This is a genomic window from Mycobacterium kyogaense (genome assembly GCF_036946525.1).
In the GTDB taxonomy this organism is placed as follows: Bacteria; Actinomycetota; Actinomycetes; order Mycobacteriales; family Mycobacteriaceae; genus Mycobacterium; species Mycobacterium kyogaense_A.
The window spans coordinates 65,591-89,239 of sequence record NZ_JAQIIY010000015.1; the positions used below are offsets into that span (position 1 = coordinate 65,591).

The 23,649-nt window shown below is 64.0% G+C and carries 26 protein-coding genes and 4 tRNA genes; 18 read left to right on the forward strand and 12 right to left on the reverse strand.

Translation table 11 applies throughout. The features are described from left to right. The first annotated feature begins 79 nt into the window (after positions 1-79). The 4 genes from PGN37_RS13360 (at position 80) to PGN37_RS13375 (ending at position 4,557) form a co-directional block, all read left to right on the forward strand. Positions 80-2,383, forward strand: a complete 2,304-nt coding sequence (locus tag PGN37_RS13360) for a putative bifunctional diguanylate cyclase/phosphodiesterase (RefSeq protein WP_335331510.1) — start codon at positions 80-82, stop codon at positions 2,381-2,383. 25 nt (positions 2,384-2,408) lie between these two features. Beyond that, positions 2,409-2,567 carry a hypothetical protein gene (locus PGN37_RS13365; RefSeq protein ID WP_335331511.1) on the forward strand — a complete coding sequence of 53 codons (159 nt, stop codon included), beginning with the start codon at positions 2,409-2,411 and terminating at the stop codon, positions 2,565-2,567. Between the two features lie 92 nt (positions 2,568-2,659). Further along, the gene (locus PGN37_RS13370; protein WP_335331512.1) at positions 2,660-3,406 is read left to right on the forward strand and encodes a GAF and ANTAR domain-containing protein; all 747 of its coding nucleotides are present in this window, start codon (positions 2,660-2,662) and stop codon (positions 3,404-3,406) included. Positions 3,407-3,762: 356 nt separating this feature from the next. Next, on the forward strand, positions 3,763-4,557 hold the full coding sequence (locus PGN37_RS13375) for a SigB/SigF/SigG family RNA polymerase sigma factor (protein ID WP_335331513.1): 795 nt from the start codon (positions 3,763-3,765) through the stop codon (positions 4,555-4,557). Positions 4,558-4,649: 92 nt separating this feature from the next. On the opposite strand, the gene PGN37_RS13380 is transcribed toward PGN37_RS13375, so the two are convergent. From PGN37_RS13380 to PGN37_RS13395, 4 genes are all read right to left on the reverse strand, one after another. Further along, the gene (locus PGN37_RS13380) at positions 4,650-5,045 is read right to left on the reverse strand and encodes an STAS domain-containing protein (RefSeq protein WP_335331514.1); all 396 of its coding nucleotides are present in this window, start codon (positions 5,043-5,045) and stop codon (positions 4,650-4,652) included. Between the two features lie 116 nt (positions 5,046-5,161). Next, on the reverse strand, positions 5,162-6,058 hold the full coding sequence (locus PGN37_RS13385; protein ID WP_335331515.1) for a sucrase ferredoxin: 897 nt from the start codon (positions 6,056-6,058) through the stop codon (positions 5,162-5,164). Between the two features lie 4 nt (positions 6,059-6,062). Beyond that, a complete protein-coding gene (locus tag PGN37_RS13390; protein WP_335331516.1) occupies positions 6,063-7,298 on the reverse strand; it encodes a cupin domain-containing protein in 1,236 nt (411 codons plus the stop codon). A gap of 9 nt (positions 7,299-7,307) precedes the next feature. After that, entirely contained in the window at positions 7,308-7,553 is a 246-nt protein-coding gene (locus PGN37_RS13395; RefSeq protein ID WP_048423115.1) for a hypothetical protein, read from the reverse strand. Positions 7,554-7,752: 199 nt separating this feature from the next. On the opposite strand from PGN37_RS13395, the gene PGN37_RS13400 reads away from it, so the two are divergent. Both PGN37_RS13400 and PGN37_RS13405 read left to right on the forward strand, forming a co-directional pair. Then, entirely contained in the window at positions 7,753-9,060 is a 1,308-nt protein-coding gene (locus PGN37_RS13400; RefSeq protein ID WP_442932929.1) for a L,D-transpeptidase, read from the forward strand. A gap of 83 nt (positions 9,061-9,143) precedes the next feature. Continuing rightward, complete coding sequence (locus tag PGN37_RS13405) at positions 9,144-9,617, forward strand: DinB family protein (RefSeq protein ID WP_335331518.1); 474 nt, start codon at positions 9,144-9,146, stop codon at positions 9,615-9,617. A gap of 31 nt (positions 9,618-9,648) precedes the next feature. Here the strand turns inward: PGN37_RS13405 and PGN37_RS13410 are convergent, their stop codons facing one another. Continuing rightward, the gene (locus PGN37_RS13410) at positions 9,649-10,326 is read right to left on the reverse strand and encodes a FadR/GntR family transcriptional regulator (protein ID WP_335331519.1); all 678 of its coding nucleotides are present in this window, start codon (positions 10,324-10,326) and stop codon (positions 9,649-9,651) included. Between PGN37_RS13410 and PGN37_RS13415 the strand changes: the two genes are divergently transcribed. Further along, entirely contained in the window at positions 10,309-10,587 is a 279-nt protein-coding gene (locus tag PGN37_RS13415) for a tyrosine-type recombinase/integrase (RefSeq protein WP_335331520.1), read from the forward strand. The two genes, PGN37_RS13410 and PGN37_RS13415, sit on opposite strands and share 18 nt — an antisense overlap. 170 nt (positions 10,588-10,757) lie before the next feature. On the opposite strand, the gene PGN37_RS13420 is transcribed toward PGN37_RS13415, so the two are convergent. Next, a complete protein-coding gene (locus PGN37_RS13420) occupies positions 10,758-13,403 on the reverse strand; it encodes a DUF4236 domain-containing protein (protein ID WP_335331521.1) in 2,646 nt (881 codons plus the stop codon). 356 nt (positions 13,404-13,759) lie between these two features. Further along, a tRNA-Val gene (locus tag PGN37_RS13425) sits at positions 13,760-13,834 on the reverse strand. Positions 13,835-13,957: 123 nt separating this feature from the next. Here PGN37_RS13425 and PGN37_RS13430 point away from each other — a divergent pair. The 11 genes from PGN37_RS13430 (at position 13,958) to PGN37_RS13475 (ending at position 17,963) form a co-directional block, all read left to right on the forward strand. Further along, complete coding sequence (locus tag PGN37_RS13430; protein ID WP_335331522.1) at positions 13,958-14,119, forward strand: hypothetical protein; 162 nt, start codon at positions 13,958-13,960, stop codon at positions 14,117-14,119. Positions 14,120-14,466: 347 nt separating this feature from the next. After that, positions 14,467-14,539, forward strand: a tRNA-Gly gene (locus PGN37_RS13435). A gap of 28 nt (positions 14,540-14,567) precedes the next feature. Continuing rightward, positions 14,568-14,638, forward strand: a tRNA-Cys gene (locus PGN37_RS13440). A gap of 14 nt (positions 14,639-14,652) precedes the next feature. Further along, positions 14,653-14,727, forward strand: a tRNA-Val gene (locus PGN37_RS13445). 342 nt (positions 14,728-15,069) lie between these two features. Then, positions 15,070-15,570: a hypothetical protein gene (locus PGN37_RS13450; RefSeq protein ID WP_335331523.1), complete on the forward strand. Its 501-nt coding sequence runs from the start codon at positions 15,070-15,072 to the stop codon at positions 15,568-15,570. After that, a complete protein-coding gene (locus PGN37_RS13455; RefSeq protein ID WP_335331524.1) occupies positions 15,567-15,764 on the forward strand; it encodes a hypothetical protein in 198 nt (65 codons plus the stop codon). The genes PGN37_RS13450 and PGN37_RS13455 overlap by 4 nt, the downstream gene beginning before the upstream one ends. Before the next feature lie 293 nt (positions 15,765-16,057). Further along, the gene (locus PGN37_RS27315) at positions 16,058-16,249 is read left to right on the forward strand and encodes a helix-turn-helix domain-containing protein (protein ID WP_442932922.1); all 192 of its coding nucleotides are present in this window, start codon (positions 16,058-16,060) and stop codon (positions 16,247-16,249) included. Positions 16,250-16,260: 11 nt separating this feature from the next. Next, positions 16,261-16,464 (forward strand): helix-turn-helix transcriptional regulator, encoded by a 204-nt coding sequence (locus PGN37_RS13460; protein WP_335331525.1) that lies wholly within the window; start codon positions 16,261-16,263, stop codon positions 16,462-16,464. A 2-nt stretch (positions 16,465-16,466) separates the two neighbouring features. Next, positions 16,467-17,129, forward strand: coding sequence for a hypothetical protein (locus PGN37_RS13465; protein WP_335331526.1), 663 nt, complete (start codon positions 16,467-16,469; stop codon positions 17,127-17,129). A gap of 20 nt (positions 17,130-17,149) precedes the next feature. Then, positions 17,150-17,305: a hypothetical protein gene (locus tag PGN37_RS13470; protein WP_335331527.1), complete on the forward strand. Its 156-nt coding sequence runs from the start codon at positions 17,150-17,152 to the stop codon at positions 17,303-17,305. After that, entirely contained in the window at positions 17,292-17,963 is a 672-nt protein-coding gene (locus PGN37_RS13475; protein WP_335331528.1) for a hypothetical protein, read from the forward strand. Before PGN37_RS13470 ends, PGN37_RS13475 begins: the two co-directional genes overlap by 14 nt. 10 nt (positions 17,964-17,973) lie before the next feature. Here the strand turns inward: PGN37_RS13475 and PGN37_RS13480 are convergent, their stop codons facing one another. From PGN37_RS13480 to PGN37_RS13500, 5 genes are all read right to left on the reverse strand, one after another. Next, entirely contained in the window at positions 17,974-18,783 is an 810-nt protein-coding gene (locus PGN37_RS13480; RefSeq protein WP_335331529.1) for a TIGR02391 family protein, read from the reverse strand. Continuing rightward, the gene (locus PGN37_RS13485) at positions 18,734-19,168 is read right to left on the reverse strand and encodes a hypothetical protein (RefSeq protein WP_335331530.1); all 435 of its coding nucleotides are present in this window, start codon (positions 19,166-19,168) and stop codon (positions 18,734-18,736) included. The genes PGN37_RS13480 and PGN37_RS13485 overlap by 50 nt, the downstream gene beginning before the upstream one ends. A gap of 533 nt (positions 19,169-19,701) precedes the next feature. Next, on the reverse strand, positions 19,702-22,572 hold the full coding sequence (locus PGN37_RS13490) for a tape measure protein (protein ID WP_335331531.1): 2,871 nt from the start codon (positions 22,570-22,572) through the stop codon (positions 19,702-19,704). 85 nt (positions 22,573-22,657) lie between these two features. Then, entirely contained in the window at positions 22,658-22,918 is a 261-nt protein-coding gene (locus PGN37_RS13495) for a hypothetical protein (RefSeq protein WP_335331532.1), read from the reverse strand. Between the two features lie 12 nt (positions 22,919-22,930). After that, entirely contained in the window at positions 22,931-23,260 is a 330-nt protein-coding gene (locus PGN37_RS13500; RefSeq protein ID WP_335331533.1) for an HNH endonuclease, read from the reverse strand. Positions 23,261-23,649 lie beyond the last annotated feature (389 nt).

Consider the following 23,649-nt stretch of genomic DNA (forward strand, 5'->3'; position numbering starts at 1 on the left):
ACCCGAGTTCGGCCCTTCGCTATTTGCTGACAAAGCACGTCGAGCGGGCAATAGTAGGCGGTATGGGAGCGTTGTGGACATGGGCCGGTACCCCCGGCGGGTGATCGCGCTGGTCATCGCGCCGGTGGCGGGGGTTCTCGTCCTCACGGCGCTCCTCGTCGTGGGGCGGGCTGCACCGGGTGTACGCGTCGCCGACGATGTGATCAACCTGGCGCTGCTGGCTTATGCCACCGCGTGCACGGGATTCGCCGCACGATTCTCGTTCGGACGGCTTCGACGCGCGTGGGGCTTGATGGCTGCGGCTCTGTTCGCCTGGACCGCGGGAGATGCGACCTGGTTCGTCTACGAGGTTATCCTGCGCCAGGACGTGCCGGTCCCCTCCGTCGCCGACGCCTTCTATCTCGTGTTCGCTGCTCTGGCCACCGTCGCGATGACCCAGTTCGTCGCCGAACCCATGCGGCAGTCACACCTGCGCATCGTGCTCGACAGCATCACCGTCACCCTGTGCCTGTTCCTCCTGGCGTGGATCCTGGTGCTGCACGACGTCTACGACGCGTACCGCGACGACCGGGTCGCCGTCGTCGCCGCTTTCCTCTACCCGGCCGCCGACATCGTGATGCTGACCATCGCCGTGGTGACGCTGCTGCGCTCCACCGGCGGTCAACGTGTCGCGATCAGCCTGCTCACCGGGGCCATCACGGTGATGGCGATCGCCGACAGCGCCTACGCGGGCATGGTGGCCCAAGACACCTACCGGTCCGGCGACCTGATCGATGCGGCGTGGGCGTGGGCAGCGGCACTGTTCGCCGCGGCGGCGGTGATCAGCAGCGCAGGGCCGACCCCTCGCGCGCCCGGACTGCCGTCGCCATCGAAAGCATCTGTGTGGCTGCCGTTCCTTCCGCTCCTGCTGGCTGGGACGATCGGGCCGGCCGTCCTCTTGAACGGCCTCGAGAGATTCCTGGTCCCGGCTCTGATGGCATCGGTCTGTGTGCGCCAAGCCGTCTCGGCATGGGAGAACCGCAGGCTGGTGCAAGCCGCCGCGGACCACGCGCTGCAGGATCCGCTGACCGGACTGGCGAATCCGACGATGTTCGGTGAGCGGCTGGCCCACGCCATGATGCTGCGGGCGCGCATCGACCGCTCCGTTGCCGTTCTCGCGCTCGACCTCGACGATTTCCGCCTGATCAACGAGAACCTCGGCCACGATGCCGCCGACAAGTTGCTCGTAGACGTAGGCCGCCGGCTGTCGGACACGGTGCGCCCCGGTGACACTGTGGCCCGTATCGCCGGCGACGAGTTCGCGATCCTCCTCGAGGGGCCCTACGACGCGTCCGACGAGGTGGCCCAGAAGGTCAGCGCCGCGTTCGACGTGCCGTTCGGTGTCGACGGGCAGGACATCCTGCTCCGGCCCAGCATCGGAGTCACGGTCGCGTCCATGAGTGAACCTGATCTGGTGCCCGACACCATGCACCGACGTGCAGTCATCGCCATGCAGGCGGCAAAACGCGCCCGGTCGCGTGACGTGCACACCTTCACCGCCGACATGCTGGCCGCCGACGGTGACCTGGCAGAACAGCTGGCCGAGCGGCGTCAGGGCACGGGTGGCGCCGCAGAGCTGCAGCTGTTGGGCGAATTACGCAACGCCATCGACCACAACGGGCTCGGGGCCGTCTACCAGCCGAAGATCTCTCTGGCGACCGGCGAGATGGTCGGGGTGGAGGCCTTGCTGCGGTGGCCACATCCCCGGTTGGGCACACTGTTGCCCGACGCGTTCATCGGCCTGGTTCGCGAGCGCGGGCTGATCCAGCGGGTGACCCGGATCGTGGTGGACCTCGCCCTCGACGACGCCGCGCGCTGGTGTGCGAAGGGGCTGAGTATGCCGGTCGCGGTCAACCTGTTCGCCCCCTGCCTGCACGAGGCCGATCTCCCAGAACTGTTCTGCGATGCGTTGGACAAACGAGGGCTGGACGCCGATCTGCTGACCGTGGAGATCACCGAGGACGTGGTGCTCAGTGACATGACGACGGTCACCGCGGTGTTGGGGCGGCTGCGCGCCCGCGGCATCCGCGTGGCGATCGACGACTTCGGCAGCGGCTACTCGTCACTGTCGTACCTGCGTGATCTGCCGATCGACGAGGTGAAGCTCGATCGTCACTTCGTCGCGCCGGTCACCACCGACGCCCGGGCGGCTGCTGTGGTCCGCGCGGTGATCGACCTGACGCATGACCTGGGGATCACCGTGGTCGCCGAAGGGATCGAGGACGAACAGACCGCCCAGTGGCTGCGCCATCACGCCTGCGACATCGGCCAGGGTTATCTGTTCGGCAGGCCGGTCGGGGCAGCCGACATCGTGGCGAAGGCGACGTCGGGCACACATGCCTGACGCCTGAACGGGTAGCCCGCACGCCATGAGCGTGTGCGAAGGAACCGGGCGGTATGCGCCGGACGACCAACCCGCAGCCCAAGCGGTGACCTGCCCGGTGTGCGGGCGCGAGACGCCGGTCGAGCCCGAGGAGACCGACGACGGGCTGAGGTTCACTGTCGCTCCCCACGACACGGTCGGCTGAGCGCCGCTTCGTGTTCCGGACGGTGCGCCGCCAAACGAAGTGCTTACCTGCCGGGGTGTCCGATGGCCGTTGCCGACGGGTATGCACGTGGGATGAGCGACGAAAGGAGCACCCTGTCCGGCACCGACGGTGGTGACATCGAGCTGTCGCCGGATCGACAGCAGATCCACGAATTGCTGCAGCGCATCGACGACGTGCAGCGCCGCAGCGTCGGCGACGTCGATTCCGTGCTGACCGAGGTCAATGCGGTCACCGTCGCCGGGGTGCCCGGTGCCCACGCAGCCGGCCTGTCTCTGGTCGACGCCGATCGCGCGGTCACCACGTTGGGTGCCACTGACGTTTACGCCACGCTTCTCGACGAGATCCAGAACGAGCACCGGGAGGGGCCCTGTCTGTCGGCAGCGTGGGACGACGACGTCCTTCAGATCGACGATCTGACGGCCGATACCCGCTGGCCCCGATATCAGCGCAGCGCGATCGAGCGGACCCCGGTGCGGTCCGTCCTCTCGGTGCGTCTGCACAACGACGGCAACCGGCTGGCCGCGCTCAACCTCTACGCCCCCTCCCCCGGCGTGTTCGACGGAGAATCACTCGAGCAGGCGATGATCTTCGCGGCGCACACCACCGTGACCTGGAACCTGTTGCGCCGTGAGCAACAGTTCCGCAACGCCCTGGCCAGCCGCGACCTGATCGGCCAGGCCAAGGGCGTTCTGATGGAACGCTTCGGCATCGACGCTGTCCGGGCGTTCGAGCTGCTGCGCCGGCTGTCGCAGGAGAGCAACACCAAGCTCGTCGACATCGCCCACCGTGTCATCGAGGCCGGTGTCGGCGAACACTAAATCCTCACAGACCGCCTGATCTGCGCCGGAGCCTCTTTGGCAGACATTCTCAGAGGAATGGGCTTGCACTTCGCTTCTCGCGCCGTATTGTCGTACGTACGTGCTAAACGTGTGATGTCACCGCGGCAACAACAAGCCGGAAGCAACCTGGCACAGCGGCGACATATCTAACCGCAGTAAGCGCATGTCGAGAAACCGGCGTGATCTGTTGGTCCCATGCCAATCGCTTGCCGGCGGTCCGTAAGACCTGACGCCGGTCTCCCAACGTTCCCAGCTCGCCTGAAGAAGCCAGCGAGTTGTCTCGACGTCCCCGGACACCGGACGCGTCCCGTCATGAACGAAAGGCGTGGTTTCTCATGCCTACTCTTGAAAAGCCCATTACCCAGAGTCGTAGAACCAATTCCGGCGGTTACGCCGACGTCGCCGACATGTTCCGAGAACTGGCCCTCCTCGACGAGGGCTCTGCAGGCTGGGAACGCCGCCGTGAGGCCATCATCGAGCGTTGCCTCCCGCTGGCCGACCACATCGCCCGCCGATTTCGCGGGCGCGGCGAAAACCACGACGATCTGGTCCAGGTGGCCCGCGTCGGGCTGCTCAATGCGGTGAACCGTTTCGACATCGACACCGCCGACGACTTCCTCGCATTCGCCGTGCCCACGATGATGGGCGAAGTGCGCCGCTACTTTCGCGACCACGGGTGGGCGTTGAAGGTCCCGCGTCGGCTCAAGGAACTCAACATTCGTCTCAAGAACGCGCGGGCAGAGCTGACCCAGCAGCTCAATCGAGCGCCCTCACCCAGCGAGTTGGCCGAGTATCTCGGACTCGAACGCGAACAGGTCATCGAGGGTCTGATCGCTGCCGATGCGTACTCCACCCGCTCGACGGAGCAGGAGATCACCTCCGAGGGTGACGGGTTGACGATGATCGAAACCCTTGGTGCGCCAGATCCCAACCTGCAGAAGGTCGTTGACATTCACACCGTGCGTCCGCTCATCGCGGCCCTGCCGGAACGGGACCGCCTCGTGTTGAAGATGCGGTTCTTCGACAACAAGACGCAATCGCAGATCGCCGACGAGATCGGGGTGTCTCAGATGCACGTGTCTCGACTGCTCGCACGCGCTCTGTCGACCATCCGCGAGAAGGCCAGTTGACAGACCAGTGACCTGCTACCGCGAACGCGGTAGCAGGTCACTGCGGTATCACGACCAATTGATCTGCGCGTCAAGCGCTTTCGCGGAGCCGCTCAGCGCTTGACGGCGTCGAACGCGTCCTCGAGAGTGGCGTGCAGCGCGAACAGGTCAGCCAAACCGATCATCCGCATCGGCCTGCTGGTCGCCGGCCCGTCGGCAACCACCGTGAATTGCGTTGCGTCGCCGCATCGATCGTGCGCGTCGACCAGCAACCCCATCCCGACCGAGGCCAGGAAGTCCACCGCACTGAGATCGATGATCATCGCCGACGGCTTCTTCTTCAGAGCTGTGTCGATCTGGCGGTCGAGTGCGCCGATGGTCAGCATGTCGAGGTCGCCGACGCAACGGATGACGACCACCGTGTCGTGCCAGGAATCGGTGACGATGCACGGAGCCGGCGGGGACGACGGCGTCTCGGCAGGGTCCGGTATGGACGGAATGGACGACATATCAACTCCCGATCGCTGGTCAACGAGCGCTGCGTCTCACGGGCTGCTGAGTCTGAACCAAAACGATGGGGCGCGTCATGATCAGTGTATACGCGTTTACAGAATTCAGGCGCGCGTCACTGCGAGCTGATCATGCTGATCGACCCCAGCGAGAATGTGCGGACCCGACCGGCGACCGTTGCCCGGCACATCGAGATCAACGGCTCGGACAGGTGCTCCATCAACACCACGTCGATCTGCCCGGCTGCCCCGTCGAGCACCACTCGGATGGAGGCGTCACGATGGTCGACCGACAGTGGCGAGAGCGCGTGAATGCGCTCTTCGCCGAACTCGTCTCGGGCGAAGTACTGTGCGGCCTGTACGGCGTGCGGAAGTGACGTGCGGCCACGCAAGAACCGGTTGTCCAGGGTGCCGGCGAAGTACCGGTCGATGAGACCGGCGGCGTCAGTGGCGTCGATGCGGCCGTAGCACAGGCCCTCGGGCAGCACCAGCATCGTCGCCGCGAACCGGTCTCCCCCGAGATGCGAACACTCCCACGTGATTTCCGGATACCGGGCGGCGATCGCCGCGACCGCACCTCGGCCGCGCACGGCACAGCACTGGTCGTGTCGGCCGTGCGCGCACACGGCGACGACGGGCTCGGCGCAGCGGGTCCCGTCGCCACCGTCGAGCGCAATATCCAGGTAGCCGCTCGGGTCGGCCACCTCACCCTGGAAGAGCGCTTCGGCGCCCTCGTCCGAGAAACCCAGATACCAGCGCCACCGCGGCGGAGACACCCGGCGTCCCGGCCGACGGATCGCCGCGACGCGCATACCGGCCGCCTCGAAACGACGGGCGACGGCGCGGCCGAGTTCGGGGTCGATGATCGACGGCGAGTTGAGGAACGCGGACGGCCCCCACCCCCCGCTGAGCTCCAGCAGGGCCCAGGCATGGCCGGCGCTCGCCGTGCCGTACATGGGATCGCCGCGCAGCACCGACTGATCGCTGCATGGCACGCGTTTGGCTGGGGCCATCGAGTCAGCCGGCGCCGTCACCCAGAACGCCGTCACCCAGAACTGCGACGACGACGGCTTCGCGCAGGAGTCTGCGCAACAGCACCGCTGCGTCGTGGGCATCGAGTCCGGGCAGCGTGGTCGCATCGAGAACGGTTCCCGAGAGCACGGCTTCCAGCGCCGGTCGGCAGAAGGCGGGGAACGAGATCGTGCGATCGGGAAGCTGGAGCCGGACCCGCCCGCCGGCTTCGGCGAGCGTGGCCCACAGCCCGCGGCGCCACTGCACCCGCGCGCTGTCCGCACCGCGTAACGCGTCGAGCGTCGCCAGCGGAGCGACGGACACTGGTCGGGTCCGGTCGGCGTGACGGCGCGCCAACCGGGCGGCGACACCGTCGCTGAGTTCTTCACTGCGGTCACCGACGGTGGCCGTGAGCACGGCCAAGACCTTGGCGGCCAGCGCGGCGGTCTCGGCGGCATCGGCTGGGTCGAGACCCATCGGAAGCGACGCGCGGAATTCAGCCGTGTCGGCCAGGGTGTCTACCAGAGCCCTCAGCACGTCGACGCCCGTGATGGCCGACACCCCGATCGTCAGGTGGATCGACGTGGCGTCTTCGGAGATCGCCGAGTGCAGCCAGCCCCGTGGCAGGTACAGCGCGTCCCCCGCGGTCAGCGTCGTGTCGATCACCGGGGCGTCGGTGACACGCGCGGCGATCGCGTCGCGGTGGTCGGTCCAGGGCTGACTGGGCAGCGGATCGGAGTGAACGGGCTCGTGGACGATCCAGCGTTTGGCGCCACTGACCTGCAGGACGAACACATCGTGCACGTCGTAGTGAGCGTCGAAGCCGCGGTTGCCGGGCGGAGTGATGTACGCGTTGGCTTGCACGGGATGCCCGAGATCGTCGACGGCATCGCGGACGAAGTCGATCAACGGGGGCCACAGCCGGTGTAATCCCTGCAGAACCAACGTGGCGCCGGCCGCGAGTTGCCCGAGCACCCGCGCGGAATCGACCTGATCGGGCATTTCGGCGCCGAAACCGGCGGCGTCGACGTAACACTCCCGCGCGAGCAGGGAGCCTTCCTTGGCCATGCGAAGGAACGGCGCGCGTACCCCGCGACTGGAGATCAGCTCGTCGACCGCTGCCGGAGACAGCAGGTCGGTGAAGTCACGGGGTAGCGCGTCGGACCGACTCAGAAGAGGTCGTCGACCCCAGTACTGCGCCGCGAAGACGTCGGTGTCGACTGCTACGCAGCGAGTCAGCACGCAAACGTCCTACGCGGTGCCGTCCGCGCCGCCGTCGTGACCGCCCGGGTTCGAGCCGCCGTCAGCCGGACCTTCGCCACCCGCGGTGCCGTCAGCGCCGCCGTCGTGACCGCCCGGGTTCGAGCCGCCGTCGGCCGGACCTTCGCCACCCGCGGTGCCGTCAGCGCCGCCGTCGTGACCACCGGGATTCGAGCCGCCGTCAGCGGGCCCCTCGCCACCGGATTCTGTGGTGATGTCGTCGTCATCGAGTGCCATTGTCGTCACCTTTCCGCGCCGCTGCGATGAGCCGCAGCTTACCGCGCGAGGCAGAGGTGCCCGCCCTGATCACGAACCAAACACGGCGGTGGGCACCGGAGATCACAGAGCGCGGCACGGGCGGTAACGATCGGGGCGCGCTGCGCGCAAAGCGTCGGTCGCGCAGTAAGATCGGGCCATCGATCCGACGTGGGATCGCCTGGCTGGCCATTCGCCGACAAACACTGGAGAACGCTTGAGGTCTGATCGTCGTGCCCGCATTGCCTGCCTGGCGACTCTGCTCGCGGTGGTCGCCGCGTTCGGCATCGTCTCGTCGAGCTCGCAGCGCTGCGGTGACGGGTGCCAGGCCCTGGCCGCCGGCAGCTCCTCCGCGTTCGCACCGCCCGCTCCCCCGTCGCCGACCGAGCCGGCACGGCTTCTCGTGACGCCCGCTGCCGGAGCCGAGGACGTCACGCCCGACGCGAGGGTGCTCGTGGGGGCGGTCAGCGGAACGCTGGACAGCGTCTCGATGGTCAACGACGCGGACAAAGAGATCCCCGGGGTGCTCACCCCCGATGCAAAGGCGTGGAAGCCGACGGTGCAGCTCGGCTACGGCCGCACCTACACGATGACGATCATCGGACACGGCCCCGGTGGCATGCCGACCCGGCAGACGTCGAGCTTCACCACAGTCGATCCGAGCGAGCAGACGTCGGTGTACCTGAACACGGTGGGCTATGCGCCGATTCAGGACGGCGGCACCTACGGGGTCGGAATGGTGATCGTGGCTCACTTCGACGAGAGCGTCGACAAGGCGGCCGCCGAGCGACAGCTGCGGGTGCGCACCGATCCGCCCGTGCAGGGCAGCTGGTACTGGGTGGACGACCAGACCGCGCACTGGCGCCCTCAGCACTACTACGCGCCGGGCACCAAGGTCAGCGTCGAGGCCGACATCTACGGCGACGAACTGGGCGACGACCTGTACGGCGCCGAAGATCAGAAGGTGAGCTTCGCGATCGGCGATGCGCACGTCTCGATCGCCGACGACACCACCAAACAGGTGAGCGTGTTCGACAACGGCAAGCTGGTACGCACGATGCCGACGTCGATGGGGATGGGCGGCACGGAGACCATCGGCGGGAACACGCTGTCGTTCTGGACACCGCCCGGGGTCTACACGGTAATCGACAAGGCCAACCCGGTGATCATGGACTCCTCGACGTTCGGGCTGCCGGTCAACAGCCGGCTGGGCTATCGCGAGACGATCCCCTGGGCGACGAAGATCAGCTCGGACGGGATCTACCTCCATCAGCTGAACTCGACGGTGTGGGCGCAGGGCAACACCGACACCAGCCACGGCTGCCTGAATCTGAACAGCGACAACGCGCAGTGGTTCTATTCGTTTGCCCAGCCGGGCGATGTGGTCGAGGTGCGAAACACCGGCGGGCCGCCGCTGCGCCTCGATCAGAACGGTGACTGGACGTTGCCGTGGGCCGAGTGGGTGAAGGGCAGCGCGCTTAAGCAGTAGCCGCCTGCTGCGCACGGCTTCTGGCTCTTGCCTGAACAGCAAGGGGGCCAGACGTGCCGGAACACCTGCGCCAGACTGGTTCGGTGCCAACCCGACGACGCGATACCCCGCCACCGCGAACCGGTGGCGGAGAGGCCGAGACGCTGCGCGGGTTTCTCGACTACCTGCGGTCCTCGATGGCGGCCAAGGTCGACGGAGCCCCGGAGCCGCAGGTGCGCACGGCGCTGGTGCCCTCAGGCACGAATCTGCTCGGTCTCCTCAACCACGTCACCTGTGTTGAACGGTGGATTTTCCTGGGCGACAACGTGACCGACTGGCCGGCAACGTTTCGCGCCGATCCCCAGGACTCCGTGGCCGACGTTGTCGACCGCTACCGGACCACGGTGCAACAGGCCAACGCCGCGCTCGACACGTACACGGACCTTTCCGACCCGGTGCCCGGCCGGGAGTCGCCCAGCGTGCGGTGGGCACTCACCCACATGATCGAGGAGACCGGGCGCCATGCCGGTCACGCCGACATCCTGCGCGAACTGATCGACGGCAGCACCGGGCGCTGACCTGGCTGTTCGAGTGGTCCCGAACTCTCGGTCACTCAGCGGCGCGCAACAGCGCGACGTCGGACACCATCCTGATGTGATCGGCCATGGCGCGCGCTGCCTCGATGGAATCCTGCCGCCGCACCGCTTCGGCGATTCGCTTGTGACCCTCGAGCGAGGCGCGCGGACGGTTCTGCTGGGACAGCGATTCGATACGCGTCTCGCGAACCAGGCCCGAGATCTCGTGCATCAGTTTGGCCAGGAGTGACGAGTGCGCGGCGGCGGTGATCGCCTCATGGAACATCTCGTCACCGACGACACCGCGATCGCCCGAGCGAACCTCCTCGTCCATTCGCGCGATCGCCGCGTCGATGGCGGCCATCTCCTCGGTGGTCCGGCGGAGCGCGGCGAGTCCGGCCAGTTTCACTTCCAGCGCTTCGCGGGCTTCGATGATGTCGGGAATCCGCGTACGTCGGTCGACCACGCAAGTCGGCGGCAAACTCGTCGAGGGCAACCCGAAGGTGCTGACGGTCACAGGTCCATTCCGATACCTCAGCAGCTTCTTCAGATCTTTGGTGAGCGCGTCGCCGGACGCAGCCCTGGCGCGCCTACCGTCATGTCGCGTAACGGGTCGCTGCTGGATCTGGAGAATTGGAAGCGGTCGACCAAATGTTGTTCTGTCATTCACTACATCGGCAAGCGAGCGGTGCGCGTGCACGATCTGCGCCATGCGTATGCCTTGCTTGCTCGTCGTGCCGGTGCTGATCTCCGAATCCTGCAGAAGACGATGGGCCACGCGTCGATCACCGTGACGGCGCACGCTTACGCCGATCTTTCCGAAGACGAACTCGACTTCGTCGCTTCCGCTTTGGATGCTCTCGACGACCGGCCCGGGCTAAGCAACTGTAGAGCTGTGGGTGACGACCGGGAGGACGAACTATCCGAAGCTATCGCCCAGAGTCTTGCTCGAACCAACCACCGCGAAATCTAGGGACAGCGGGGAATCACCACAATCGGACTCGACGATGAGGGCCGAATGATGTGGTTCGGCCCGATGGCACGTCCGAATGTCTCGCAGCCGAGGGAGAACGGGATCGGCCAGACGCTCTCGGCAACCACGACTAACCGATCTCGCAATCAACGTCTCGCCGATTGCCGCTCCTAGTCGTACCAGGGCTCATACTCAGGATCTTTGTCCAGCTCGCTGGCGCGCCATGTTGGCCGCCAGTATGCATCGTCTTCGATCTCTCGTTGTCTCCGGCGGGCATTGTGTTCGTCGATTTGTCGTTGCCGCTCAAATGCTTTGAGCTCGGCCTCCCGTATGGCCTCGTTGAGTCGTAAAGTACCTTCGGCCGCACCAACTATGGGTATGCCCAGAGTGCGCGCCGAGGTGTGGCGCGAGTCTGTCGCGTCCGGAGTGTCCGTCGCTAGCCACAGAACCGTCTTGGTGACTTTCACCGCCAATTTTGCGCCGTACGTCTCCGCGCGCCCGCGCAGCGTCCTCATCTCGGCGCCGTCGCCGACGATCGCAATGCGAATCCCTCTGAGATAGCGGGCTTCTTCTGGAGGTTCAGACTCGGCGCACGATTGAATGACCTCGTTTACTTCGTAGGCGAGATCTGGCAGGCCGAGTGCCTCCGCGAGTAAGTACATCTCTCGGCGTCGGACTGGTTCCAGCAGTGCCCAATTCGTCTCCTTGACGTCAACGAAAGCTTCATCCCAGCCCTGTCGGTGCAACCCGCGCAATTGAGACCCTGTGAGTCGCGTGCGGCGAGCTTGGCGTGTAAGGGCATCTGCTTCTTCGTAGGTAAGGCGGCCATCCTCCACGGCTTCGGCCAGTAGCGAGAGATACTTTTCGGTCTCGACGACGTCGCCTTCGCGGTTGTTCGGCGATTGGGGGAACGAGTCGAGCAGAGACGCCATCGATGCCCTCGTCAAGGGGACAGGCCGACAACTGATCGGGCACGGCGCATGGGGCGGCGGCTTTGTAGCCGGGAGAGTTGTTGTCAGATGCAGCGGCGTCGGCGTCGTCCGCAATAACCAGAGCAGCACGTCGCGCGCGGCTCGCGCGTCGCCTAATGCCGTGTGTTGGTGGTCATGCCAATTACCCGTCGCCGTTTTGTACATCGCGAACAGGCTAAATGCACGACCGTCGAGTTGGCGCCGCGATGTCTGCCAGGTGCAGATGCCAACTACGGGTGGCAAAGACAGGCGTGCCCGCCGCGCCTCGGCGGCGAGAAAGCCGTCCTCGAAATCGAGCTTGTGCGCGACAAGCACTGTTCCGCTTATGAACGCAAAGGCCTCCCGCAGCGCCTGCTCGGCGCTCGGCGCGCCTGCGAGGTCTGCGTCGTCAATTCCGTGCTTCTCGCGGGCTCCAGCGCTTGAGCCCGGATTGTTGACCAGCGTGGCGAACTCGTCGATCACGGTCCCGTCGGCAGTGAATTTCACGATTCCAACCTCGACAATGCGGTCCACATCGGGGTCGAGGCCGGTCGTTTCTATGTCGAGAGCGGCAAAGACGGCTTCTGTTGCGGGCTGACCGTTCGAGATTCGTGTGAGCTGCGCTCGCAGAAATCCGCCGCCATCCCCCTTTAACGGGTGACCCCCGCCCAAGTTGGTTTGGATGCTTGCTGCGGCGGCAGGCTTCGGTTTCGGCTGAGGCGGCACTGGTGGGTTTGCATTACGTTCCTTCGGCGGTTGCGATGGCGTAACAGCAGGCGCGGCTATCACTGGCGCGGCGACAGTTGGCGAGAAGGACAAGACCTTCGCGATGGGTGCGGCCGCGTCCTTTCGCGATATTTGAAGGTCCCAACGCAAACCTTGCGTGCTCGCAAGATCGATTGTGCCGTACAGCATTATCGGCAGCACCGGGTTGTCTTTGTACCGCCTGTCGGGGCCACCTCTAACGTTTACGTAGCGCCAGGTGTGGTCAACCTGAATCGCGTCGCCGGGAGCCGCGGAGTTTTCGATGAACCGTGTTTGCCCCGGCCGGATGCTCAAATGCGAGTAGGCGGCATCGCTGAAGCTCTTGCCTTCACGAACCAGGATGCGATCGGGCAAGAAGTACAGTGCAGCCTTACCGGCCGTGAGTGTTGGTACCGCGATATTGGTGGCGAGCTCGGAGGGGCCGGATATGTTGGCAGTCGCCACTATTCGATTGACTACGTTGCTGGCTCCCGCATTCGTCTTGAACTGTTGAGTCGTCGTGACTGCACCGGTCTGCACTTCTCGCCACAGTTTTTGTGAGCCGGCAAGCCACTCCCATTGGTCGACAACCGAGCTAAACCAGGTCGCCGGGGCATCATTGACGTCATAGAACAAGACGACTTTGCGGCGCGCCTGCTCCCACATGATTAACCACGCGCAAGCAGGAGCGAGCACCGCCCAAACAGCGATGCCCCAAGGCATTCCAACCAGCAAGCCCAAGACGAACACGGCGATAGCCGCAGGCCATCCGAACCGAAACCGGCCCGATACCGAGTTGAGCTGGTCAACGACATCGCCGCCGCCCGTCGGCTCCATTGCCAGCACTTCGGCCCCTGTGGTGTCTTCCATGACGATTCCACTGGGCCGATAGTCCGGCAGTCGATTCCCTGGCGAGTGGCTTGCACCATTCGACAGAACAGCGCCACCGCCGCCGAGCGTCGCGCGGTAGTAGATGCCGTTGCTGCCAACGGTCACATAATTGCCGCGCGGTCCTGTACCGACGCGGAATCCAGGCACCCCGGCACTGACACCCAGCCCCGAATTACTCAAATTGAACCGGAATGGTCCGGCCTTGACGGTCTTACGAAGATAAAAGCCCACTCGTCCCCCCAGACGACGACAGCAACCGTTTGTCGCGCGATGACGCTATCGCACGCGGTCCAAATAGGCGGAGACATTGCGGCAAACGCGAGATCCGCGGGTTGCGAACGTCCGGCCTGCGGTAAGCGAACAGATGCTGCTAGACATCCTTTACAGCTGAAGCCCGCAATGCCGACCACCTCAAAATTCCGACGCTGCACCTAATGCCCGCAGCAACCGACGCAGCGGAGGCGACCAGCGCCGAGAAATCACCGACCGGTTTGCCCCTTCGAGCGATTTGGCCCCATTGCGGGCGAACGGCGACTTCTAAAATGCCCTGTGGAGGCAGCGATCGATCTCTGACCCCACGATTTTGGTGGTGGTCCCGGCTGGTTTCGAACCAGCGACCTTCCGCGTGTGAGGCGGACGCTCTCCCACTGAGCTACGAGACCGAAATCCGACGATCCGGACGGGGCAGAAGACTAACACGGGCGCTGACGGACCCGAGAATCCGCCGGATACGACTCCCACGGTCGCAGGTACTTCACAGCATCTGCCCAGGCAGCTTCGCCCTGGTGAGACTGATTCTGACGACCGCGGTGGCGATCGCCGCGGTCTCGGTGGCCGCCGCGCCGACAGCGACCGCTCAGGACCTGTGGTTCACCTCCCCCAGCGGCCCCATCGCCTGCATGCACGTCGACGATCTGCTGCGGTGCGACATCACCCAGCGCGACTGATCACCCCGCCGCGTCCAGTCGGCTGCCCGGACGTCACCGGCTACGGCCAAGGCATCTCGATACGGCCTACGGGCGCGGCGTCTTTCGTCTGCGCGGGCGGCACCTCCTTCGGCGGAGGCGCGGTGTTGCCCTTCGGCGAAGTCCAGGCCGGTGGCGGGATGAGTTGCCGTAGCGAGCCCGCGGGTATGCGGTGCTCGAACTCTGACGGCCACGGATTCACCCTCGCGCGCCAGGGATACACCCTGTTCTGACGCCTGACGCGACGGGAACGGGAGGGGATTTGTGTACGCCCAACTGCGTGGACTATCGTCGTGCATCGCAACGGGCGACGAAATCGACCGTGGCACGCGGATGTAGCGCAGTTGGTAGCGCATCACCTTGCCAAGGTGAGGGTCGCGGGTTCGAATCCCGTCATCCGCTCGAAGGTGCACTGGCATCAAAGCCCAGCGGTGGAGTGGCCGAGTGGTGAGGCAACGGCCTGCAAAGCCGTGCACACGGGTTCGATTCCCGTCTCCACCTCCGAGATGTTCCCGGCGCGATTAGCTCAGCGGGAGAGCGCTTCCCTGACACGGAAGAGGTCACTGGTTCAATCCCAGTATCGCGCACCACGGTCTACCAGCACGTTGAGTGCGAAAGACCACATCGCATGAACTGCATGTGAACTTGGTTCGATCGGGCGGCTAGCTACACGGAAGACAGCTAGCACCGATGCCACCACACGGCCCACGAGGCCCACCAACAGAAGCCACCGACATCACCGTGTCGGTGGCTTCACTCGTGTTTGGGCCCCCGCGTGGAAAGTTCTTCCACGCTCGGTCAGGTGTTCGAAATCGAACACCTGACGGTTCAAAAGATTGAAGGCGGCTCCCCTGCCAGGGAACCGCCCTCATTCAAATCTATCGCCCCGTTACCAGCGGGGATTCCGAACTACCACCAGGGAGATTACCCCCATGCGCAAAAACAGCGCAACCGTTCCGTCCGATTCCGCCGACAACATCGAAGTCGCCGATATGCAGCCCGTCGAGCTGGACCCGCCCCCTGCCGAGCTGGTGCACTGGCAGAAACTCGGAGAGCACTACGCCGTCGTCAAACACCGCGACGACGCGTCCACCGTGATCGGGATGCCCCGCCCGGAGTGGTCAGACCCCACCAGAGACATGATCGGCGCTTCACCCTTCGCGTGCGTGTACCGCTCGCGCCTCGTAAAAGTCCCTGTGGCCGGCTACCGGGGCATGGTCGACCACGAAGAGGGGACGCTGGCCCCGGCGTGGATTGGGGTGTCTACGCATCTTGTGGGCGACCGGAATCTGATGGTGTCGATCTCGCTCAACTACGAGTTGAACGGGGACTGGAAGGCCACGACGATGCGCCTGTTTCTCGATGAGGCCACTGAGGTGGCCGATGTGTTGTTGGCTGCCGTTGCTCTTGGCGAGATGACGGCCGACCGATGAGCAGCAGTAACAAGGCGTATCGGAAGACGCTGACGGATAGCGTCGGCCGGCTCGTCAAGAACACCTACATGGAGGATTTCACCATCGACGAGTTGGAGCAGATGGAGGAGTTACTGCAAACGACGGCCGACCGGATCAAACGAGAAGAGGAAGCCGAGGATGGGGGTGCGGACAGTGCCGACGAGGGTGACTGACGACAGAGCCGCCGTCCAGGGGCTCCGGCGACGCGTTCTCAACGCTGTGGCCGCGGTGCCGCCGTCGACGTTCGATGTGAGCGAGTTGCGCCTTCTCGCGGAGACGCTTGAGGCGATTGTTGAGAGTCGGCACGTTGGGGGCAACGTAGTGGCGCTGTCCGCCTACTCGCGAAATTCGGTGCACAGACCCCGTCAGCGTCCGAGTTAGGCTCGATTTCTCTCCAGCGTGTGCCCCGGCCGTCGATACGGTGCCGGGGCACACTGCTGTAACGGGCATGGTCAAGATGATGGTCATGACGACGTGGTTGACGGCCGCGGATGCAGCCAAGTACGCCAGGGTGTCGACCTGGACGATCAGGCAAGCCGTAATGGACGGTGATCTGGTCGCGTACGCATTGCGGACAGGTCGGGGTTACCGGCTGACGGCCGAGGATGTCGACGCTTGGTTGCGAAGCAATCCATACGAACCACCTAGCGCACGCTGAACAATGGTCGGATGACAAACGACTTTCACCATGACGTTCCTCGCTCTCCCTGGTTGACCCGTGACGAGGTGGCCGCACGTCTTCGGGTCGAGAAGTCCACGCTGGCGTATTGGGCGGTGGAGAAGAAGGGTCCGAGGTTCGCCAAGATGGGCCGCCACGTGAGGTATCGCTTGTCTGACGTGGAACTTTGGGAGAACGAACAGTTCTGCGATTAACGATGACGTCGCAAAGCGCACCGGAGCCAATCAAGACGTACAGCCTCGAAGAGGTCGCAGCCATGGTCCTTCCCCAAGACCTCAAGAATCCTGTGCTGTGGCTGAAGCGACGCCTGACCAGCGGTGGCGCCTCGGGTTACAAGATTGGGCGCACATGGCGCATGACGCACGAAGACGTTGTCGATTTGATCACGCGGCATCGGAACGCACCCCGGGTGCCTGAGAGGCCGACACCTGAACCAGGTGAGCACCCGTACGGCGGCCTCACGCGACGTTCCTGGCTACATCACCATCGAAATCCGAGGGAGCGCCACTACTCACGTCCGGAGGATCGGGTCGAATTCCCGGACAAGACGCCGCTCCCTAGCGGCTTCAAGATCGTGACAGCGGAGCCACCGGACGCCATTGCCGGAATGCGTCCCCTAACCAAACCGCAGCAGGCTCTGCTCGAGCGCGTCCGAGAAGAAGGCGAGGTTGAGTACAGCGACCGGAACTGCCGTCCCACGGTTGAAGCACTGGCCAAGCGGGGTCTGATCACCTACGAGGCCGAGCGCGTCCTGAACCCGAAATACCATCAGTACTTCATTCGCTTCACCATCCGCCCCCTCACCCGCTCAAGAGTTCGATTAACGGCCGGGCGGCAGGGGTCCGCTGACTGTCAGTGACTGCGGCTAGCGTGCCCGCCATGAATGACACTGCCGCCCAGTGGGCCACCACCGCAGCCAACGAGTTCCGCGCCGTGGCGCGTAGTACTCAGAACCCTTCCACTCGGGAGTTGGCGAACGGGTTGACCCACCTGGCCGAAGCCATCCGCTCGATGGCATCGGATGCCGGTGATTAGTCGCCGCGCCGTCATAAAGGCCGCGCCGGCAGCAATCGCTCTCGCGGTCGTCACGCTCGTTTCTGCGGCAGCTGTCGCAGTGACTTACTCATTGGGCTACCAACCAAGATGGGGAGATGTCCCCAGCTGGGTTGCCGCTATAGGCACTACAGCGGCCGTCTTTGTCGCGCTAGGCGTTGCATACAGCGAGTACCTGAGCCGTAAGCAGCGTGATCACCGGAGACAAGCCGACGCCGTCACGGCGTGGGTAGAGAACCCGCGAGGTCCAAACGCAACCGGCGGAACCGCGGCCGGCCCCTCGGAATGGGTTGCACTGCTGAACACATCCGGCGCCGTCGTCTACGACGTCGTCGTCACACTCCGATTCATCGTAAGCGGTAGCGAACAGCCACTACCCGTATACCGGTTCGTCCGTTTCCTCCCGCCCGGACGGCAGTTCTACACCCGGTGCCGGTCTCCTCTGGACGACGACGGCAACGACATCGCAACTGGAATCTTCGAGAATGCGTCGTTAGCCTTCACCGATGCCAGTGGTGAGCACTGGGTCCGAGACAGCACGGGAGTACTTCACTCCCTCCGCGAATCCGCACTTGCTGATCACGGTGGCCGGGCAAATGTCACCTTTAACTGGTTGACAGGCAAATTTCCAGAGGGCTAGAGGGGTTGATCTATTTCGCCCGGGGTTTGCGCTTCGGCTTCTTGCGCGCTTCTGCTCTCCGGACGATTTTCAGCAACAAATCAGCCAGTTGGATGATTTCGGCAGCTTCAATGGGGTCTTCAAAGTTGACGGTGCGGTGGCTAGACGGGTTCTTGAACGCGCCTATTGCTCCGGCAAACAGGTCCATCGTCGCCACACGTTCGCCACGTTCAGCGGTTGAATCGCTGAGGGGTCCCTCCTCAGGCGCAAACGCTTGTCTCATAAGCGATACACCGATTTTCGAGTTGTCGAACCTGCCTGCCGCCCGGACTGCGACTTCGACCTCTTTCATGGCTGCAAATGCAGCTGTCTCGTAGTCACCCGATGCGAACGTCAGTCGAACTTTCGCTTCTAGCCCTTGGTCCAACTTCCCCGCCAGTCGATCAGCGGCCAAAAGTCTCTTCATATGGCCATCGCTGTCGGCGGCCAGTTCGCGTCCCAGGGCTGTCAGCCGCCGCCAATTACCACTCGACCCTGTAGGGCCGATGAGGCCGCGGCTTTCAATCCACGCGAGTGCGTCGGAAAGACGACCTACCAAGTGTTGAGCGTCTTTCTCGCCCCGATAACCCGAGTCCGCACCAACCATGATGTTGTAGGTGTTGACCTGTTCCGGACTTATGGCCATTTGCTGAAGCAGAATCAGCCCGATAGCTTCCGTTGGCAGTTCGCGCAATTGCTCTGGCGGCACCGGCCCCCTTGGGCCATTCATCACGTTCGTCATGCCGGTGAGGTCATACGCCAGCGATAGCTCGCAGCAGACCTGCGACAAAACCATCTGCATGGTCGCGGAAATGATCAGCTACGAACGATCCTGGGTCAATCTGTAAGTCTGCGCCGGCCTCGAACGTCACCGTAATAGCTCGATGTATCTGCGACCTCGCGCCGTCATCTACATAGCGAGTCGTGACAACGACGGACTGGACTGTTCGTAACGGCCTTACGACACCTGATACCGATGGATCGTTAAACGGTCCTTTGCCTGACACGAAGCCAACTGCACCACCTTGAAGCCACGCCACCCATTGGTCGTCCGGTTCCCGCAGGTCGAGCGCGAATTCGTCGACCGGCCAGTTTGTCAATGACTTCACTGCCAGTAGCAGCGGGTGTGAAATGTCTCTGCCGGCGTGTCCGATGAGGTCGCTTCTTAATTCAGCGTCAGTGGTCATGCTTATCGGTTACCTCCGCCGAGTTCTACTACTGCGTAGGCAATTTCAGCTAAGGCCAGGGCTAGTTCCTTGTCCCGCGGCGACGCAGCCGGGTCGTCCTTGACGGTGTTTGCCCGCGCCCACCCGCTTCGTGCCCACGAGACGGCGTTGTCCTTATTTACCATTACTGCATCCCCCTCTGCCGCCTCAGCCCCCCGGCCGCGCGGTTCTCGGCTTCGACGAGCCTAGTGGCGTGAGCATCTCCAAGGCGCAGTTCTAACCAATTTCTGCCGGTTAGTCTTCGGAATGTTCGGCGGCGGCGGTTAACCTCGCGTGGAGTACCCAGTCGCTGGCCCATTGGCGTATGTTGTCATCGCCGATAGAGAGACGCAGAAGACCCAACAGCCCGCCGCTGACGGTGTCAAAAAGTTCCGGGAAAGTGCCCTCACTGAGGGCCTCGGCCACGACTGACTCTGCGTCATCGCGTCGCCGGTCGAGATAGGCGAGGATGAGTCGGCCAGCCCGGTTCATGTCGATGGGTCGGGGTTGAGGCATTAGGGCCGACCTGAGTATTGGCGTGCTTCACGGCGGCGGTTCTTCTGGTATTCGCGGAACATCCCGTCCACGTCCTGAGCGTAGAAATGGTTCGTGTCGCCGCCCTGCCTGGAGGGGGCGGATTCCCACCCTGTGGCCATTTTGGAGATGTCGCGGAACTGCTGACCGGTGAACACCGCCTCGGGACGGTTGGACAGGTTGATTCCCATTTGGCCGGGCTGGAGCATGCCGCCGCTATCGAAGACCGCCCCTTGTAGCCACGTCGCCGGGTTCAGCGGGTCAACCGGCGGCGGCGGTGTCGACACCGGATGGGTGGGGGGCTGCCCGTACGACGGTTGCTGCTTGGCCAACGACAGTGCAGTCTGCGCGCCTTCCTGCCCGGTGCCGTTCGCCATCGCCGGATTACCGGGCTGCGCCCACGACTGAATCGACTGCGCCGCCGCACTCCCAGGTGTCTGCTGACCGGGCTGCTGCCCCGGCGTCTGCGGCATAAACGCCATCGGGTCCGTCGACCCCAACCAGCGGGGCACACCGAACGGCATGAAAATCTCGGGAAGGGCTTCCCCCCAGATGCCGGCCAAGTCAAACCCGTACTGCACCAGGCGCTTACCTGCCTGCGCCCCCATCTGAATGGCAACCCCAGAGCCGGGCGCGAACGCGTTAGCTCCCATCGACCCGGCTTGGGCGGCCATGTCGATAGCGTTGTTCGCGAACGACTCACCCAGCCCAAGGATGGACGACAAACCACCCTGACCGACCGGAGCGGTGTTCCCCGCCGTCGCAGGAATATAGCCACCCGTCCTGTTCGACGGATTCGGCTGCTGCGGCCCGGGGAGCGCGCCGCCGGTTGTGCCGTGCTGCAACGAATTCGGGTCTATGCCTCGATTCTTGAGCGCCTCAATGTCTTCGGGGCTCAGCACGAATTCGGGCTTCCCGGTGGTGTTCATCCCCAGAGTGCCAGATGGCCAGTGCCCGCCGTCGTCGTACTTCGGGACACCGGCAAGCCACTCCTCAATCGGATTCCGGGGGGCGGCTTTGGCCGGAACAGGAGCTGGCGCGGCACCCCCGGGCGGCGGCGGGGTCGCCGTGGGCGGGGCGATATTCCCGCCGGCACCGGGCTTGTACCAAACGTGGACGTGGTCCTGATGGTCCTGCGTCGGGTCGCCGGTGTGGCCCGCTGAATAGTCCTTCGCAGTCAGGCCGTGCCCGTAGCCGTAGGTTTTGTTATCGAAGATGGCCCCATACACGTTCGGGTCCTTCAACACCTCGCTGAGGACCCTCTGACCCTCGGCGAGGTTGGGCACCATGATGTCCAGCGCACCGTTCTGATGCTCCCCATACTTGTCGGCCTGATGGTCGCCAACGGTCAAGCCCTTGCTCTGCCAGTACGGCATCATCTGGCCGTGCGCGAAGTCTCGAGCGGACTGTCCCGACATCGGAGTCCCAGTGAAATAGTTGCTGTCCAACGCGTTCGGACCCGTCGTTCCGGGTGCGGCGTTGACACCCACAGGACGCGTGGGGTCCGGTCTGTTCAAGATGTTGTTGTCCAACCAGTCTCGGGCACTCTTGCCCAACTGGTCAGGCGTGTACGACTGGTTCGCATCACCAAGTGATGGAAAGTTGTCGTCCAGGAATTGCTGGATTTCGTCGTTGAGCATCTTCCCGATTTCGGGAACGACAATGAGCGAGAACGCGAGATTGATTCCTTTGGCGGCTTTGTCGGCCTTGCTTGGCATCGTGTCCAAGTCCTTGCCGACGTTGCGGAGGCTCGTGGCTAGTGCTGCGACAGAGCCGAGCGCGTTGGCGGCCTTGAACGCGACAAACGACGCCGCCGCAATCTTGACCAGGTTCGGGTGTTCCTTCAGGAAGCCAGCGACATCACCGACAGCTTCAGCCAACGTCTTCACGGTGCCGACGCCGTCTTCGAAGAACTCCCTGATATCGCCCTGGTGTGCCTGAACCCAGCCACCCAACTGGTTGACCTTTCCGGTGACATTGTTGATGGCTTCTGCCATAGCCCCCGGACCCTCGCTCGTCGACAGCGGGTCCCCGAACAGCGCCGAGATGAAGTTCGATCCGACACGCGCGACGGCCGCCTGCATATTGCCAATCGCCCCATCGACCGTGTCCCCCATAGCCTTCGCCATACCGGGGGCATTCGACTCGACCGCATCAACAAGGTCCTGGAACGACACCTGGCCGCTCTGCGACATCCGCTGCAGTTCCTGCCCAGTAACGCCCAACTCTTTCTGCAGCCACTGCTGGACCGGGATGTTGCGTTCATTGAGTTGCAGCATCTCCTCGGCCTGCAACTTCCCCTTATTCATCACCTGCCCGAAAATCAGCGCCAAATCCTCATACGACTGACCCGAGAAGCCCGCAGCATCAGCAATAGAGGTCAGAACACCGCGCAGTTGCTTGCCTTCTCTGACCCCGCCGGCGAGGAACTGGGTCGCAGAAGCAGCAGCCGCATCCAGGGAAATCGGTGTGCCTTCCACCACCGAATTAATATCCCCGATAATGCTTTTGACCTGGTCACCGCTCTTACCCATCGCCCGCAAACGCTTATTGGTGGCATCAAGGGACTTGTAACGGTCAAACCCCTTGAACAGGGTGTAGGACAACCCGCCCACAGCGGCGGTGGCGACCCCGGCGGCGGCGGTCACCCCAAGCTTCGCCGCCTTCGTCATACCGGCTTCGAGGTTCTGCCCGAACCCGGACGCGAAATCGTTACCGACCTTGTTGCCAGCGCCCTTCGCCCCAGAGCCGCCGGCGTTCAACGCCTTCTTGATTTGGTCCGGGATGCCCGACGTATTCACGCTGAGCGACACATATGCCGACGCCAACTCGACGCCCTTGACCTTCGCCATCCACGTAGCCCCTTTCAGACAACGGGTGTGGATGGGCCGCTTAAAGAGGGGTGATATTCAGTTGTTGTGCACGCGGATCGTCAGGTCACGACGACGCCTTACGGAAGCGGTTCGCGTCGAACGCGACGACCTTGCCGGCATCACTGTCTCGCGTTTTTGTGTCGCTAGCTGCCATCGCCCGCAACCGCACGATCTCCACCTTCGCCCGCTCCAACGCCGGGTTCAGATTCGCCCGAAGATTCGGCGTCGCCTCGAACGTCTCCGCCAGCAGCCGATACCGAATCTCCGCCTCCGCCAGATCGTCCTTTGCCTCCATCGCCTCAATCAGCGATTCATACTTCGCCATCACGACCACCTCTCACGCGAACCGCGGATTCAGATACGTCGGCCGCACCGGCACGGCCAGTCCACCCGACGACTTCTGCCGGTTGCACTGCCGGCACGTCGTCGCCAGATTGTCCAAGGCATCAATCTCCTCGGAGGTCCAGCCCAGCCGAGCAGCCTCTTCAGAACTCACGATGTGGTCCACCTCAAACGAGCGTGGATGTGGCGGCCTGGCGTCATAGTCGATCTCCCCACCCACGCCCCAACAATCCGCAGTGATCTGCAGAGCACACGGGGCATCCCCGTCCCGCCGGCGGACCTCGGCCCGACGGCGCCTCTGGATCGTGGTCGATGAAAACGGCATCAGTAATACCCCCGCAGCTTGCCGGCCTCGAGGGGGGTAGGGGTATGCCACACCCACACTCCCCTATGCCCTGAGAGCCCGGCGGGAGGGGGGTCGGGGGTCACCCCGCCCAGGGGGTACACGACAGCGTGTACGGCGCCGGCGCAGGTGCTTCTGGGTGCCGCTGCAGCAGCGCCGTCGTGGAAGGCCTTGCCCTCGAAAGGAAGTAAGTCGGGTTTGACGCCGACGCCGCTGGTCATGCCGGTAGCTCGCCTTCGCGGTAAGCACCGTCTCGGATCAGGCAGGCTGCTTTAGCTTCGCTGACGAGGACCTGTACGCCGGACCTGGGATTGTGAAGTCGCACCATCGTGGGGGGCGTTGTGCTGTCGGGCTCTGTTGCGCCGGTGTTT